This window comes from Pseudoalteromonas sp. SG44-1 (genome assembly GCF_014164315.1).
Taxonomy (GTDB): domain Bacteria; phylum Pseudomonadota; class Gammaproteobacteria; order Enterobacterales; family Alteromonadaceae; genus Pseudoalteromonas; species Pseudoalteromonas rhizosphaerae.
In genome coordinates, this window is the sequence record NZ_JACJEW010000007.1 from 66,693 (window position 1) to 83,495 (window position 16,803).

Annotated in this window: 14 protein-coding genes; 4 read left to right on the top strand and 10 right to left on the bottom strand. The window is 40.6% G+C overall.

Translation table 11 applies throughout. The features are described from left to right. Nucleotides 1-74 precede the first annotated feature (74 nt). From H5187_RS05080 to dnaK, 6 genes are all read right to left on the bottom strand, one after another. Entirely contained in the window at nt 75-2,330 is a 2,256-nt protein-coding gene (locus H5187_RS05080) for an acyl-CoA dehydrogenase (RefSeq protein ID WP_182740080.1), read from the bottom strand. A gap of 309 nt (nt 2,331-2,639) precedes the next feature. After that, nucleotides 2,640-3,101 (bottom strand): Cys-tRNA(Pro) deacylase, encoded by a 462-nt coding sequence (ybaK, locus tag H5187_RS05085; RefSeq protein ID WP_145236081.1) that lies wholly within the window; start codon nt 3,099-3,101, stop codon nt 2,640-2,642. An 84-nt stretch (nt 3,102-3,185) separates the two neighbouring features. After that, on the bottom strand, nt 3,186-5,507 hold the full coding sequence (gene feoB, locus H5187_RS05090) for a Fe(2+) transporter permease subunit FeoB (RefSeq protein WP_182718718.1): 2,322 nt from the start codon (nt 5,505-5,507) through the stop codon (nt 3,186-3,188). Next, a complete protein-coding gene (locus tag H5187_RS05095; RefSeq protein ID WP_149980124.1) occupies nt 5,504-5,737 on the bottom strand; it encodes a FeoA family protein in 234 nt (77 codons plus the stop codon). The genes feoB and H5187_RS05095 overlap by 4 nt, the downstream gene beginning before the upstream one ends. A gap of 337 nt (nt 5,738-6,074) precedes the next feature. After that, entirely contained in the window at nt 6,075-7,217 is a 1,143-nt protein-coding gene (dnaJ, locus tag H5187_RS05100; RefSeq protein WP_145236090.1) for a molecular chaperone DnaJ, read from the bottom strand. Nucleotides 7,218-7,404: 187 nt separating this feature from the next. Further along, nucleotides 7,405-9,321 carry a molecular chaperone DnaK gene (dnaK, locus tag H5187_RS05105; RefSeq protein ID WP_182732509.1) on the bottom strand — a complete coding sequence of 639 codons (1,917 nt, stop codon included), beginning with the start codon at nt 9,319-9,321 and terminating at the stop codon, nt 7,405-7,407. 244 nt (nt 9,322-9,565) lie between these two features. Here dnaK and H5187_RS05110 point away from each other — a divergent pair, with 244 nt between their 5' ends. Next, a complete protein-coding gene (locus H5187_RS05110; RefSeq protein ID WP_182797609.1) occupies nt 9,566-10,381 on the top strand; it encodes a thioesterase family protein in 816 nt (271 codons plus the stop codon). Here the strand turns inward: H5187_RS05110 and H5187_RS05115 are convergent. Beyond that, nucleotides 10,370-11,098, bottom strand: a complete 729-nt coding sequence (locus H5187_RS05115) for an ABC transporter substrate-binding protein (protein WP_259398786.1) — start codon at nt 11,096-11,098, stop codon at nt 10,370-10,372. The genes H5187_RS05110 and H5187_RS05115 overlap by 12 nt on opposite strands. A gap of 197 nt (nt 11,099-11,295) precedes the next feature. Between H5187_RS05115 and H5187_RS05120 the strand changes: the two genes are divergently transcribed. The 3 genes from H5187_RS05120 to H5187_RS05130 are packed head-to-tail and all read left to right on the top strand — an operon-like array spanning nt 11,296 to nt 14,810. Then, nucleotides 11,296-12,522 (top strand): paraquat-inducible protein A, encoded by a 1,227-nt coding sequence (locus H5187_RS05120; RefSeq protein ID WP_149980384.1) that lies wholly within the window; start codon nt 11,296-11,298, stop codon nt 12,520-12,522. A 9-nt stretch (nt 12,523-12,531) separates the two neighbouring features. Beyond that, entirely contained in the window at nt 12,532-14,187 is a 1,656-nt protein-coding gene (gene pqiB, locus H5187_RS05125; protein WP_182718715.1) for an intermembrane transport protein PqiB, read from the top strand. After that, on the top strand, nt 14,187-14,810 hold the full coding sequence (locus H5187_RS05130; RefSeq protein WP_145236105.1) for a membrane integrity-associated transporter subunit PqiC: 624 nt from the start codon (nt 14,187-14,189) through the stop codon (nt 14,808-14,810). Before pqiB ends, H5187_RS05130 begins: the two co-directional genes overlap by 1 nt. Before the next feature lie 102 nt (nt 14,811-14,912). On the opposite strand, the gene H5187_RS05135 is transcribed toward H5187_RS05130, so the two are convergent. The 3 genes from H5187_RS05135 to H5187_RS05145 all read right to left on the bottom strand — a co-directional run bounded on the left by H5187_RS05135 (nt 14,913) and on the right by H5187_RS05145 (nt 16,792). Continuing rightward, nucleotides 14,913-15,236 carry a GNAT family N-acetyltransferase gene (locus H5187_RS05135; protein WP_145236108.1) on the bottom strand — a complete coding sequence of 108 codons (324 nt, stop codon included), beginning with the start codon at nt 15,234-15,236 and terminating at the stop codon, nt 14,913-14,915. Nucleotides 15,237-15,277: 41 nt separating this feature from the next. After that, on the bottom strand, nt 15,278-15,682 hold the full coding sequence (locus tag H5187_RS05140) for an NUDIX hydrolase (RefSeq protein WP_149980118.1): 405 nt from the start codon (nt 15,680-15,682) through the stop codon (nt 15,278-15,280). Nucleotides 15,683-15,766: 84 nt separating this feature from the next. Then, complete coding sequence (locus H5187_RS05145; RefSeq protein WP_145236115.1) at nt 15,767-16,792, bottom strand: zinc-binding dehydrogenase; 1,026 nt, start codon at nt 16,790-16,792, stop codon at nt 15,767-15,769. Nucleotides 16,793-16,803: the final 11 nt, after the last annotated feature.

Consider the following 16,803-nt stretch of genomic DNA (forward strand, 5'->3'; position numbering starts at 1 on the left):
ATATGGATTCTAAGTTTTTTAGCACAAAAAAAGCGCCTATACTGCAGACGCTTACATTGTTGAATTAAAAAATATTACTGATTAACAACACTTTTCAGTGGGTTTATCGGTTTTGCATTTTCGTCTAATAAGTTCATATCAAAATCAAACTCATCAACACGAATTGCGCGTTCACGTTTTTTGTTGTAATCAATCAGTTTAGCGTATTCTTCTTCAGTGATTACATTTGCTACAAGTGCATTATCAAGAGTAAGTGCAAAACGAATACCTGGTTTGATTGTTTTAGCACGCAAGGCTTTTTTCACTTTTGCGAGTAAATCTAAACAGCCCATTTTCGCTTTATACGCTTGCTCGTTAATGTAATGTCCATCACCTTCAATAGGTTTAACTAAGTGTGTGATTTGCTTTTTAAATGCCGTGTCAAGTTGCGCCTGTGTAGCTAATTCGCGAATTAAGTCATCGCTAATTTTTGGCATTTTAGTCGAATAGTTCATAGTAATAAAACGCATAAACTTACGTGTGCCACTTGCAGGGAAGTTGTCTAAAAACTTATGCAATGCTTGTTCGGCGCTTTGTAATGCAAAACGTGTTGCGTAGTGGAAATATGGCGCTGCTTGCTCGCGTTCACTGCTTGCCACTTTTTGCTCATAATATTTAATTGATGCCATTGCCGCATATAAGAAGCTCATTACATCGCCTAAACGGGCTGATAGCATTTCCGCTTGTTTAAGTTTTCCGCCGAGTACCAGTAACGAAAAATCTGCATATACTGCTAATTTAGCTGATAATTTATGAGCTGCTTTTTCATATTCACGTACTTCTGGAAGTGGTGAATTAGCACCGGCAGTAAACGGTAATACGCCTAAACGAAATGCACGTAAACTGTTTGCTACGCTATAACCGACTGTTTTGCGTAGAATGCTGTTAAATTCTTTATCTGCGTTTTTATCTTCGCTGTGGATTGATTCAACCATCGATTGTAAATATGGGTGACAACGCATTACACCTTGACCAAAGATCATCAAGTTACGGGTAAGAATATTAGCGCCTTCAACCGTGATGGCAATTGGCTGCGCAACATAGCCGCTTGCTAACGTATTTTGCGGGCCGTTCTGAATTGCTTTACCAGCTTGAATATCCATTGCTGAGTCAAGCACGTCGCGACCAATTTCAGTCATGTGATATTTTGCAATTGCAGTCACAACCGATGGCTTTAAGCCCATGCCTAAACCTTCGGTTGTAAGTACACGCATTGCTTCTTGCAGGTATGTTTTACCAGCAATATCAGCGAGTTTTTCTTGAATACCTTCAAACTGACCGATTGCTAAGCCAAATTGCTCACGTACCGCAGCATATTCAGACGCACCTTTAAATGCTACCTGAGATGAACTAACACCTAATGCAGGTAATGAAATACCACGGCCAGCACCTAAACAGCTAACCAACATTTGCCAGCCTCGGCCGATGTTCTTTTGCCCACCAATAATGAAGTCCATTGGTACAAATACTTTGTTGCCACGCGTAGTACCGTTGTAAAAACGAATCCCCATTGGATCATGGCGATTACCAAGTTCAACACCTGGGTGCTCTTTTGGAATAAGTGCACACGTAATACCGAGGTTTTCTTTACCACCTAGCAAGCCATTTGGATCAACCACTTTAAATGCTAAACCAAGTACGGTGGCAATTGGCGCAAGGGTGATATAACGCTTGTCCCAAGTGATCTCAAGACCAAGTACTTCTTCGCCGTTATACATGCCTTTAGTCACAGTACCTAAATCTGGAATGCCACCGGCATCAGAACCAGCCTCTGGGCTTGTGAGTGCAAAACATGGAATGTCACGGCCATTGGCTAGGCGTGGTAAATAATGTGCTTGCTGCTCTTTAGTACCAAAGTGCAGTAGTAACTCACCAGGGCCTAACGAGTTAGGAACCATAACGGTTACTGCAACAGCAGAACTTTTAGTGGCGATTGTGCCAACGATAGTTGAGTTTGCGTAAGGGCTAAACTCTAAACCACCGAATGATTTAGGAATGATCAGTGAAAAGAAACGTTCCTTTTTCAGAAAATCTAAAATGTATTCAGGTAAATGAATGCCATTTTGAATTTCTGTATCGTCGATCATACCCAATAGCTCTTGTAATGGGCCGTCGATAAATGCTTGTTCATCTGCGCTCAATACAGCAGCAGGGACTGCGCGAAGTGCGTTGAAGTCAGGCTTACCTTGGTAAATAGAGCCTTCTAACCACACATCACCCGCATCAAGGGCTTCTTGTTCAGTGATAGAAATACTTGGTAATACTTTTTTTAATTTTGTACGTAAACTCATAATCAACTCATCCGACCAGACAATAATACCTACATTACGTCATAAAAAATGGTTTAGATCAATTACTCTAAGCAATTTTTTAACAGTTTTTTCAATTTATTTATTTTTAGGCTATCTAAGCCATTGAATAAAAAGAGCTAACACTTGTACGCTGAAAAGTATTTAGTTGATTTTTTTTTACTAAAAAACGCTAAAATAATTAAACCTCAATAACAATAGAAAAAAATGAGGGAAAATAAACATATGTTAAAGTTTGTGCAAGGTATTACTGTTAGCTTATCGACTGTTAACTAACACTGTAAATCACCACTAAAAGTCAGCTAATTTGCCATTACACAGTTTTATTAATGTATTGGGATCAAGTGCAATTTCAAGGCCGCGTTTACCAGCGCTTACATAAATAATATCAAACTGCTTTGCGCTACTATGAAGGTAAGTTGCTAAGCGTTTTTTTTGCCCTAATGGACTTACGCCACCAAGAATATATCCGGTGCTATTTTCTACCTTTTGTGCAGCGGCCATATGTACTTTTTTAACACCACATGCTTTTGCTAAGAGCTTTAAGTTAACTTGTTGACTCACAGGCGTAATTGCCACTACTAACTGCAATTCATTGGTTTCAAATACTAAGGTTTTGAAAACCTGCTCAGCGGCTAGATTTAACTTTTCAACAGCTTCTAAACCAAAGCTATGTGTACTTGAGTTATGCTCATAACTGAGCAGCTCAAAAGTGGCCTTGTGTTTTTTTAATAATTGTGTGGCTGGCGTCATGACTAACTCCATTGAATTGTTAACTGCTTTAAAATTAACAAAAAAAGAGTACCAAGGTACTCTTTTTTAAACTATATATACTGGCTAAATAATATTAACAACAGGGATTAAACGACTCTTTGCAGCCATTTTATTACCATAAATACGCATAGAGCTTATTGCCAATGCAATAACGACAGCGCACCCGAGTAACCAAAATGCCGAAAACATCGGAGATTGCTTAAAGTTACCCACTTGATACACCACAGAGGCTGTGATGTAAGCAAGCCCTGTTGACCAAATTGCAACAAATAGCATCCATTTCATTCCAGCTTCTCGGTACATAGCGCCCATCACCGCCACACACGGTGTATAAAGCAATACAAAAACTAAGTAACTGAATGCAGCAAGTTGACTGCTAAATAGGTTTTCCATGGTTGCGAAGGTCGATACATTCACTTCTTGATCAATGGCCGCACTACTTTGATCGCTCACATTAGTGACATTTAAACCCAGTGGATCGAGTAAATTACCAAATACGTCTATTAGGTTTGCAGGAATACTCGCGAATGCTTCAGCCACTTTATCGATGACATTAACTGGCTCTTCATTCACAGCCGCTACGCCATCTAAATTTGAATATAAACTATCTAAAGTGCCAACTACTGCCTCTTTAGCAAATACGCCAGTAAAAATACCGACAGTTGCAGGCCAATTATCTTGCTCTACCCCGATAGGAGCAAACACCGGTGTTGCAATTTTTGAAATTTCACTGAGCATCGATTTATCTGTGTTGTCATTGCCAAAAGTAAAATCAGTACCTATGGAGCTTAATATTTTTAAAATAACAAACACCACAATTATAGTTTTACCGGCGCGCATACAAAAGCTTTTTAAGCGCTCCCATGCTTTGTAAAGTACGCCTTTTGCCGTTGGCATATGATACGCAGGTAATTCGAGAATAAACGGGGTAAGCGTTGGACTAAACAAGGTATTTTTAAGTACCAAACCGGTTAATACCGCCATAACAATACCTAAAATATACAGTGCAAATACTAAGTTTTGGCCATTAGTGGTAAAAAAGGCAGCGACAAACAAGGCATACACACTTAAGCGCGCGCCACATGACATAAATGGTGACATGGCAATAGTCAGTAAGCGATCTTTATGGGTTTCTAAAGTACGAGTTGCCATTACTGATGGCACGTTACAGCCAAAGCCAACAATTAAAGGCACAAACGCTTTACCCGGTAAACCAATGGCGCGCATTAATCTATCCATGATAAAAGCAGCACGCGCCATATAACCTGAATCTTCAATAAAGGCTAAACAAAAGTATAAAAAGCCAATCACCGGGATAAAGGTGGCAACAAGCTGAATACCACCACCTATACCGTCCGCAAGCAATGCGCGTAGCCAATCAGGTGCGCCTAATGAAGTTAATATTTCACCAAAGCCATCGACTAAAATCGCACCTACAGCAATATCGAAAAAGTCTATAAATGCGCCGCCTACATTTACCGCAACAGTAAACATTAAATACATGATCCCTAAAAATATTGGGATCCCTAAAAAACGATTGATCACTACCGCATCTATTTTATCACTAATGGTTTCAGAGGCGATGCCTTTAGTATTTTGAGCAAGTACAGCCAGTTGATGGGCAAACTCATAACGACCATTGGCAAAAAGCACATCAAGTTCATGGTGATCGGCAAACTGTTCAAATTCAGCTTTTGCCACTGCCAGTGTTTGTTTATCAGCATAGCCAAAACAGCTTTCATCTTGCTCTAATAACCGCAATGACAACCAATCAGTGTCGATGTTTTCTATCGGTTTATTATTGGCAGTAAAACTGGCTGCAATGTTGTTGGCCGCTTGCGTTATTTTTTGCTCATAACTAGGGATATGCATTGATACTTTTTTAAGTTTAAGCCCTTGTGCAATAAACTCTTTTAAACCAGTAATGTCTGTTTTATTATTTGCACTTAAGGCAATCACAGGGCATCCAAGTCGCTTTTCTAGCGCCTTTGGATCCGTTACTAAACCATTTCGTTTTGCCACATCGACCATATTTAGCACGACGAGTAAAGGTACTTTCATCTCAAGCAGCTGAGCGGTGAGGTATAAATTGCGTTCAAGATTTGATGCATCAAGAATATTGATGATCAGTTGTGATTCACCACTGAGTGCATAATCACGCGCAATTTTTTCATCTAAAGGGGTTTGTGCATTTACATCTAAAGAATAAGTGCCGGGCAAATCAACCAAGTCGACAGTCTGATCAGCCACTTTAAATTGACCAATTTTCTTATCGATGGTCACCCCTGACCAGTTACCTACTTTCTGTTTGCTACCGGTTAACGCGTTGAATAGTGTAGTTTTACCACAGTTTGGGTTACCTATTACGGCAATGTTTGGATTCATACTGCGAGTTCCAAATTAATTGATTTTGCCTCGGATTTACGAAGACTAAGAACGGTACCGCGAACTTTGACAATCATCGGATCGCCAAATGGAGAAAAGCGCAATACGTGGACAGGAGCGCCTGGCGTTAAACCCATTGCAAGTAATTTCTGGCGCAACAAACTCGCATTAGGATCGATGCTTACAACAGAGCCATGTTGGCCAATTACTAATTCGTCTAACGTTAACATGCCATCTCATTTCATTTTATACATCAATGGCGCTGATTTTACGCCGATTATTCAATCATGCAAGTGAGACTAATTATCATATCGATAAGTAATGCAAAATAAAGCAGCAATGGCATTTAATTACCCATATAGGTAGGGGCCGAAATTTCATTTGATAAGATAAAATAGCCGTTAAGTGACAGGTGATTAACGAGCCTAATCGCTCTGTAAAGGTAGCATTATGAATATGTATTACTGCGTGGTTGTCAACAAAGCGCTTATTTTTGTCAGATTAATAAGCTTTTGTTAGCCAATAAAAAATGGCGCTAATTAGCGCCATTTTGTAAGTAATGAGTGATTACTTAGTTAAATCATCAAAGAACTTTTTTACACCATCAAAAAAGCCTTTTTCTTTTGGACGGTTTTTAGAACCATCCTTACCCATGCTTTGCTCAAGCTCTTGCAATAACTCGCGTTGGCGTTCATTTAACTTAACGGGTGTTTCTATTACCACTTTACAGATCAAGTCACCAACTGCGCCACTACGGACAGACTTAACACCTTTACCGCGCATACGGAACATTTTGCCCGTTTGACTCTCAGCTGGGATCTTCAATTTAGCACGACCATCTAAAGTCGGTACTTCAATTTCGCCACCAAGAGCAGCCGTTGTAAACCCAATCGGCACTTCACAATATAGGTTATTACCATCACGCTCAAAGATACGGTGTTCACGTACCGATACCTGCACATACAAGTCACCAGCGGGTGCACCATGTACCCCTGCTTCACCTTCGCCAGATAAACGAATGCGGTCGCCAGTATCAACCCCGGCTGGGATTTTAACCGATAATGTTTTGGTTTTTTCCACACGGCCTTGACCATGACAGCTATTACATGGATCAGAAATTATCTGACCAGTGCCCTGACAGGTTGGACAGGTTTGTTGCACAGCAAAAAAACCTTGGCGCATTTGCACTTGGCCTGCACCATGACAAGTCGTACATGTTTTCGGTTTAGAACCCGCTTTTGCACCGCTGCCGTCACATGGCTCACAGCTCACCCACGTAGGTACTTTAATTTCTACTTCTTTACCACGAACCGCTTCTTCTAAGCTTAAGTCCATGTTGTAACGTAGGTCTGAACCTCGTTGCTGACGCGATTGACGACGGCCACCACCGCCTCCAAAAATATCACCGAACACGTCACCAAATACATCACCAAAGTCACCATGGCCGCCACCAAAGCCGCCATGACCACCACCGCCACCGCCTTGTTCAAACGCAGCATGGCCGTATTGATCATACATTTGACGTTTTTGACTGTCAGTGAGGATCTCGTAAGCTTCTTTTACTTCCTTGAATTTAGTTTCAAGTTCTTTATCGCCTGCGGTACGATCTGGATGATATTTCATCGCTAAGCGTTTATACGCTTTTTTTACGTCTCTTTCGCTGGCGTCTTTTGCCACTCCAAGGACTTCATAATAATCGCGTTTTGACATATCTATCACACTACTCTTTTCTTACTGCAGCATTGCTGCGGATAAATCGATAAATCGTATCGATTTATCATCTAATTTACATGCAAAAGGCGCGTCAAGCTTTAGCCCGCGCGCCTTAGTTGTTCATCCTAACTTAAATTGCGATATCAGTCATCGTGTTTTCAGTTAGGCGAAGCGCTAACAACAATTACTTGTCGTCTTTAACTTCTTCGAACTCAGCATCCACTACGTCGTCATCTTTCTTCGCAGATTGTTGCTGCTCGGCACCGGCGTCACCACCTTGTTGTGCTTTAGCTTGTGCGATTTCCATTAACTTTTGTGACTTTTCAGCAAGCGCTTGAGTTTTTGCTTCAATCTCGTCTTTTTTGTCACTCTTAATCGCAGCTTCTAGCTCAACAACAGCCGCTTCAATCGCTTCTTTGTCTTCGCTTGGTAATGCATCACCCGCTTCTTCGATTTGCTTACGCGTACCATGCACTAATGCATCAGCTTGGTTACGAGCTGCAACTAGCTCTTCAAACTTTTTATCGTCTTCTGCGTGTGCTTCGGCATCACGAACCATTTTTTCAACTTCTTCATCGCTTAAGCCTGAAGATGCTTGAATGGTGATTTTTTGCTCTTTACCTGTATCTTTATCTTTTGCCGATACATGTAAGATACCATCAGCGTCCACATCAAAAGTAACTTCGATTTGTGGTGTACCACGTTGTGCTGGACGAATACCTTCTAGGTTAAATTGACCTAGTGACTTGTTGTCGCTAGCACGTTTACGCTCACCTTGTAATACGTGAATAGTTACCGCAGCTTGGTTATCTTCAGCAGTTGAGAATGTTTGCGATTTCTTCGTTGGAATAGTCGTATTTTTCTCAATTAACGCCGTCATTACAGAGCCCATAGTCTCGATACCTAGAGATAATGGCGAAACATCTAGTAATAGTACATCTTTCACATCACCAGCTAGTACACCACCTTGAATCGCTGCGCCTACGGCTACTGCTTCATCAGGGTTAACATCTTTACGTGGCTCTTTACCGAAGAAATCAGCAACTGTTTTTTGTACTAAAGGCATACGTGTTTGACCACCAACAAGGATGATGTCGTCAATGTCGCTTACTGATAAATCAGCATCAGCAAGGGCACGTTTTAATGGCTCTAGTGACTTCATTACTAAATCTTCAACTAGTGACTCAAGCTTAGCGCGTGTTAGTTTCACGTTCATGTGCTTAGGACCAGTTGCATCAGCAGTTACGTACGGAAGATTTACTTCTGTAGATTGTGCAGATGATAATTCAATTTTTGCTTTTTCAGCTGCTTCTTTAACACGTTGCATTGCAAGTGGATCAGTTTTTAAGTCTAAACCTTGATCTTTTTTGAATTCAGCAACTAAATAGTTGATTACGCGGTTATCGAAATCTTCACCACCTAAGTGAGTGTCACCATTTGTAGCAAGTACTTCAAATGTGTGCTCACCTTCAACTTCATCAATTTCAATGATTGATAAATCGAAAGTACCACCACCTAAGTCATATACTGCAACAACGTTTTCGCCTTTGTTTTTGTCCATGCCATAAGCAAGGGCAGCAGCAGTTGGCTCATTGATGATACGTTTAACTTCAAGACCTGCAATACGCCCAGCATCTTTAGTAGCTTGACGTTGTGAATCGTTAAAGTAAGCAGGTACTGTAATAACCGCTTCAGTTACTGCTTCACCTAAAAAGTCTTCAGCTGTTTTTTTCATTTTTTTCAAAACTTCAGCTGAGATTTGTGGTGCAGCGCGTTTTTCGCCGCCCGCTTCAACCCATGCATCACCATTATCTGCTTTGATAATTTTAAAAGGCATGATGCCGATATCACGTTGTACTTCTTCGTCTTCAAAGCGACGACCAATTAAACGCTTAATTGCAAATAATGTGTTTGTCGGATTAGTAACCGCTTGACGTTTAGCAGATTGACCTACTAAAGTTTCTCCGTCTTGCGTGTAAGCTATAATAGACGGAGTGGTGCGATCGCCTTCCGCGTTTTCAATAACACGTGCTTTGCCACCATCAAGTACTGCAACACAAGAGTTAGTAGTACCTAAGTCGATTCCGATAATTTTACCCATGAAATATCTCCAACTTCAAAATTCATTAATACGTTCGATGACTAGTAGATAGGGATGCCACAAACTTAATTCAACTGTAAAAATGAAAAAAAAGTGCTTTTTTGTAATTTATTTTGCAAATAACCCTAATTAATGTGTGGATTGTCTTTTTTTGCATCATTAGGGGCCATTTCACAATCTGGTCTGATGAGTTTTTATGTGTTATAAAATCACTAATAATTAAAAAATGTCTCAAAGGATCACCATGCATTTTGATCAACTATTAAAGCAAGCGGCACTCATAGGCCAGCTGCCCCATTCTGAACAAGCTCACGCAACGATGCAATTTCCTGCAAACTGGTGTCAAGGTCGAACTGCTTTTGGCGGTTTATCAGCCTCACTACTGTATCAGGCAATGCGTCAACAAATAGAACCAAGTCGTCGTTTGTTGTCTATTAGTACAAATTTTGTAGGTCCTTTGTTAGCAGATACTGATTTTTCCCTCTCAGTTGAAATTTTACGGGAAGGAAAAAGTAGCACACAAGTACTGGCAAAAGCGTTGCAGGACGGCCAAGTAAGCGTGGTCGTACAAGCGTGTTTTGCAAAATCGCGAGATTCAGCCATTGAAGTACCAGTGACAAAAACAATGAGCCTAAAACCGGTTAACGAACGTTACACACTGCCATTTAAATCAGGTGCCATGCCGGAATTTTTCCAACACGTCGCGCTTTGCCCTCAGCAAGGTGGAATGCCGTTTTCAGCAGCCCAAACGTCGCATTTAGGCGGATGGATGAAGTTAAAACAGTCGCCAGCAGAACTAAGTGAGGCACATATTATTGCCTTAACGGATGCATGGCCGCCTACTTTATTACAAATGTTTAACCAACCAGCGCCCGCCAGTAGCATGTCGTGGTATTTAGAGTTTGTGAAAACACCGCAGTTGGCAGCCGACGAGTGGCTTGGATTTGAAGCAGTAACTCACCACTGTAAAGATGGTTATGGTTTAGAAGATGGCTGTATTTGGTCACAATCCGGTGAGTTGCTTGCGCTTACCCGCCAAACAGTAGCATTATTTGATTGAGTTTGGTTCTACAGCCTGAGCATAATCGCTGCCATCAAAGGCCATAATTTTACTGTACTGCCCATTTGCAATGATATGGGCAAGTCCCGTATCAAAAATCTCTTGTAGCACTTTACTATTAAAGTAGGCAGGGCGAGGTGCCTCAGGAAATATAGGGTGTATAGTAATAGGCTTAATTGGGTGCGATTCTTTATACTGCTGTAAATAATGTAAAAACACCCGTTTCTCTAGTACCACCACATCAACCCACTCTTTCATTAAATGATCCACCTGCGCCGCTTGGTATACAACTTCTTCATAGGAACTCAGTTTAGTTGTTAATGTTTTAAATGGTGGCGGCAAAAATTCGGTGGCATTTTGAAAGGCGACAACACTCTTACCCGATAAATCATACACAGTGTTAATTTTAAAATGATTTTTCTGCAGGCTCACCGCTACATTTTGATAAGCCAATAGACTTTGACTGGAAAAAATAGCAGGGCTCGTCACGCCCGCATAATTCATCGCAATATCGACCTGCATTTGTTCTAAGGACTGCCCTGCACGCTTATTAGACATGTAAACGATATCTAGGTTGGTTATACCTTGATCTTTAAACGCAGATTTTAAAATCTGCAACTGCAAGCCGGTATCATCCTCACTAAAGACGTAAGGAGGCAAAGAAGGGCTTACCGCAACGGTAATAATGTCGCTAGATTTTGGCGCAGCTAAACTCAATGCAAAAGTGCTATATAAAACAAAAAAAAACACTATAAAATACTTCATTCACCACCCACAGATAGATGCTTTTTAGCAACTGTAAAATTACATGACAACTTTCTTATTAGGCTAGCCTAGTTAAACCAATTTCGCATTTGTATTTAGCATATAATTGATGCAAACTTGATCTAAGATACTTCTAAGTGGTTATTAATTTGCAAACTGCCTGCCCTAATTGTGACTTGATTATTGATATCCCGCACATAGTTGCAAAACAAATGGCTGTCTGTCCACATTGTCACAGTAAACTATGCGCAGCAAATATAAATTATGACAGCCGTATTGTAGCACTCAGTATTAGTGCTTTACTCATGCTGCTAAGCAGTATGTTTTATCCCTTTATCTCATTTAGTAGTAATGGCATTACACAGACGATTACCTTGCCCGATGCCGCTCGTATTTTGTTTAATTACGACAGCGATTTATTAGGCATTTTTATTGATGTTAGTATTATTGGTTTACCAATGGCATTACTCACTATTTTGATCCCACTGCATTTAGGCTTGCTTAAAGTACTTCCACAAACGATTGCCAGACGCTTACTCAAATTCACCTTAGCGCTGGAACCATGGATCATGTCAGAAATATTTTTAATCGGCGTATTGGTCAGCATGGTAAAAATAATGTCGCTAGCGGAAGTCAGCTTTGGCGTTAGTTTTTGGGCCTATGCCGCGTTTGTACTCTTCTATATTGGCTCATTAGCACACTTAAATCGTGCTCGATTATGGGATCAAGTACAGCCTCAGGCTGAAATTGCAGCCGCAAAACTTTCTTATCGTGCCATAGATAGTAACATTCGAGCCTGTCATGTCTGCCATCAACTTAGTGATAGCGAATACTGTTCTCGCTGTAATAGCAAAACCCATATCAGAAACCCCCACAGCGTACAAAAAGCAACGGCATGGTTAATAACTTCAATTGCCTGTTATATTCCGGCAAATTTATTGCCAATAATGTACACCACTAGTTTGGGGGATGAATCCCCCTCAACATTAATTGGTGGGGTAATAACACTGTGGCAAGCTGGCTCATACCCTATTGCATTAATCATTTTTTTAGCGAGTGTAGTAGTACCATTAGCTAAAGCGCTCATTTTAACATTTTTATGCTTTTTGGTTAGCAAACCCGCTAACGGCCAAACAAAGGGCTATACTAAAGTTTATCAATTAACTGAGTTTATTGGTAAATGGTCCATGATCGATGTATTTGTTGTCGCAATTCTAGTAGCCTTAGTGCAACTTGGGAATTTAATGTCGGTAACACCAGGTTTAGGCACTGTATTTTTTACTATCATGGTGATTTGCCAAATGTTGGCAGCACACGCGTTTGATCCTCGGCTATTATGGGATTCGCCAAACAATGATAAAAAGACCATAAATTAGAGAAACAGCATGAGTGAAACGGCTAATATAAAAAAAGAACCTATTATTTCTGCGATTTGGATCATACCGGTTATAGCTTTGCTCGTTGGTGTGTGGATGCTTTACCAATACCAAGCTAATAAAGGCGCAACCATTTATATTTCAATGCCTCATGCTGAGGGTATCGTGGCAGGCAAGACTGAAATAAAAGTACGTAGTGTGAAAATCGGCCAAATTGATCACGTTCGCCTCTCTGATACTAAAAACAGTGTGATTGCTCGAGCTCAAATTGATAAACATTATGATGGCTTACTCACGGAAGACGCCAACATCTGGGTAGTAAAACCACGTATTGATGAAACGGGTATCAGCGGTATGAGCACGTTACTATCGGGTGTATATTTAGAATTTTCACCAGGTGAAAGTAGTAAAACAAAAGAGCATTTTAAATTACAAGAAGAGCCAGCGCTGATTGATAAAGATGTCAAAGGCGGTCGCTTTTCATTACTCAGCTATGATGCTGAGGTTATGGATGTCGGCACCGGTATATTTTTTAAGAATTATAAAATTGGTCAAGTTGAAACAGCGACATTTGATTGGAAGAATCAAGCGATGAAGTATGGTATTTTCATCAACGAACCTTATCAAAACCTGATCACCTTAAATTCTATTTTCTGGGTCAATACGGGTGTTGAAATTGATTTATCTGCCGATGGAATTAATGTAAAAACAGGTTCATTAAGCAGGTTATTAAAAGGAGGGATCTCGGTTGGTTTGCCTAAACAACAGTCACCGGGTAATTTAGCCCAAGAAGGCCATAGCTTTTCGCTTAGTAACAGCTACAAAGATGCTCTTGAGGAGCGTTTTTATAATTTTGACTATTACCTAATTGAGTTTGAACAGTCTATTCGAGGTTTACGTGCCGGAGCCCCGGTTGAATATCGTGGCATGCGCGTCGGTACTGTTGTTAAAGCACCTGCAAATGTGATGATCGATGGCAAACCCGCTCACTTTAGAACTGATAATACCGCTGTGCCAGTACTGATAAAAATAGAGTATGGCCGCATTTACCACGATAATGCCTCAGCCAAACAATTTTGGCAAAACAGTGTTGATGGTTGGATCAAAAATGGCATGCGCGCTTCTTTAAAACCAGGCAACTTACTCACCGGTGCTGTGTATGTCGATTTTGATATCTACCACGATGCCCCAGCTGCGAAGTTAGAAACACTGTCTCAATATCAAGTATTTCCAAGTGTTTCCAGTGGCATTACCGTATTAGCAGATCAAGTGTCTGACGTATTAAATAAGGTAAAAAACTTAAAAATTGAAGACAGCTTAGCGCAAATTGATTCCGCGTTTGCTGATTACCAAGCGCTGGCGAATGAAATGCGCACATTGTTAAGTAAACAAGATACCCAAGATTTACCCGGTGATATTAATCGTAATTTTGCTGAAATGACCAAAAGTATGCAGCAATTTGATGTCACTATGAAACAGTTTGAAAAAACCATGGCCAGTTATCAACAAGGTTCCTCATTACATCAACAATTACAACAAACGCTCTCAGAGTTTAAGCGTTTAAGTGAAGAACTACAGCCACTCTCGCGTGGCTTAAATGAGCAACCAAATATGTTTATTTTTGATAAATCATTGCCTGCCGATCCAACGCCGAGGAAACAATAATGCGGACATTTTTACGTATACAATTTTTTGCTGTTATCGGCGTAGTGTTATTATCAGGATGTAGCCAATCACTTAATGCCCCCGTTAAATACTACCAGTTTGAGCAAAGTATTAAACCAATGCAGCGCAGTAGCACTAACACATCAGCTCAATTACGGATCAATACAGTAAGTTTACGAGGCGCATTAAATAACCGTGGTATTGCAATGAAAATGGATAATAATCAGGTCAATGCTGCTAATTATCACTTATGGAGTGAAGCGCCAGATCAAATGCTAACAGCAAGCGCCCATCAAACATTATTTACCACGCTTGATAACTGGATGGTGGTCAAAGGATTACCTGTTATAACAGATAAAGATCAGCAAAGTTATTATGAATTAGAATATGAGCTACATCATTTCAATGGTGATAACCAAGGTAATGCCGATATTTCTGGTTTGTGGCGCCTATATTATACGTCGTTTGAAAATGGCCGCTCTTTAAAAACAATTCATTATTTTAGTGAGGTTAACCCTTTAACTGGTGATGATTACGAAGGCCTCGTCGAAAGCTTAGAGCAAAACTGGCAGAATATTAATCAACAGGTAGCAACTACCCTGAGTGTTCTTATTCAAGAATAAACACCACTAAAGCAGTGCCATCATTATTAAGCACTGCTTTGCCTATATACCTAAACCCGAGTTTATTTAATAACCCATGCGAAGCGGTATTGTCAGCGTCGGCTATCGCGGCAATGTAGCTGAACTTACCTTGATACGCGTGTAATAGTTTTGCAGCCGCTTCATAGGCACTGCTAATGCTTCTCGTTGGAATAAGCCCACCATGCCCATGGCAACGCCTTGTTTATTTGCCACAATATAAGGTCCAAAACCTTGCTGTTGGTGGCCATCAATAAAGGTTTTTTGTAAATAATCTTCGGCTTGTTGTTTGGTATAAATGCTTTTATCAGCAATATAACGATAAAAACTCGGCTGATTTAATAAACTCAAGATAAACGACGCATCACTAAGCTGGCCATGGCGAAGAATTAAACGTTGCGTATTCATATCTCGTTTTCCTATTAATGATAGTGATCGTTTAAGCTAAATTAAAATGCAGCACTATCAACTGTACCGGTATAATTTAAACAGGCTGCGACACGATGTTGTTGAACCTTGGAAAGCTCCGACAATTTATAATAACGATGTGCTAAGTGTTCATCGCTGAGCGTGATCACAGCATCTTTTAACAAACTAACTCTAAAAATAAAAGCATGAGAATTAAACGCTTTGTGATAATAAATACCGGTTAAGTGTTCAATTTTCACTTCACAGCCGAGCTCTTCTTGGCATTCGCGTATGAGTGCTTGATGTACAGTTTCACCGACATCTAAGGCGCCACCAGGTAATCCCCAGCTTAGCTCGCCATAGCTTGCCTTTAGCAGCAAAACCTCCCCGCTGGCATTAGTGATCACCCCATGGGCGCTGAGTCGATAAAAATCTGTAAATGCCATCTTTCCCCCTAAGTTGATAACCTTAAACAATAACAAAAAGCCCCGCAATTGCGAGGCTTAAAGATTATGAATCACGGTTAATAATTAATCATGGCTAATTTTCACTACCTGCTTTCCGGTAAAGCCACCAGCAATTTGTTTATTCAGCGCCTGTGAAATACTACTGGCGTTAAATTCAACCTCAATGATCTGCGGTATTTTGATACTGCCACTGGCTAAATTGTCTAGCAATAAATTGCCCATAAAACTCATTTTTTGCTGAGCACATAAACTGTTTGCTAACCACGCTCCACCTAAAGAAACAATACCTATATTTGGCGCACGTCTGAACATCAGCTCCTGCTCAAACTTAGGCAGTGGATTTAAGCACGCAATACGGCCACAAAAACGCATTAATTCAACATTACGCACAGTGGTTTCACCACCAATCGAATCGAGCACCGCATCAAAGCCTTGTGGACCAAGTTCTTTACGAATTTTATCGCTAAGCTTTTTATCGTTGTAATCAAACACCACATCAGCACCCAATTGTTTAACAAGCTTATGGTTGCGTTTGCTCGCGGTGGTAAATACCGTAGCACCACGTTGTTTGGCAAATTGAATGGCGAACTGACCGACGGCCCCCGCACCAGCTTCAATTAAAAGTGAATCACCTTCGGTTAATTGCAGTTTATCAAGAGCTATTAATGCCGACATCCCTGCGCAGGGTAATGTCGCGGCTTGCTGTAACGTAACGCTATCAGGAATTTGCGATACAGCAAAGTTAGGCACTTTAGCGTATTGTGATAACACCCCTTGGTCGCCAACATTACCATGCCACATAACCCGAGTACCGACACTTGGAAATACCCCTTTAGTGGCTTTTACCACCACCCCTACAGCATCAAGGCCTAGGGTATGAGGATAGTGCCATTTACAAAAACCTTGTTTAGCAAAATACGCATCAACCGGATTCAACGCAACATACTCAACCTTTATCAACAATTCGTTGTCTACAACATCAGGCACCGGCAATTCAAGCTCAGATAAATTAATCTGTTCATTAGGTTCAAGTAACGCAATCGCACGCATTGTCGCGGGGATTGTTGATAAAAGATCAGTATGTGGCATCAAAAACTCAA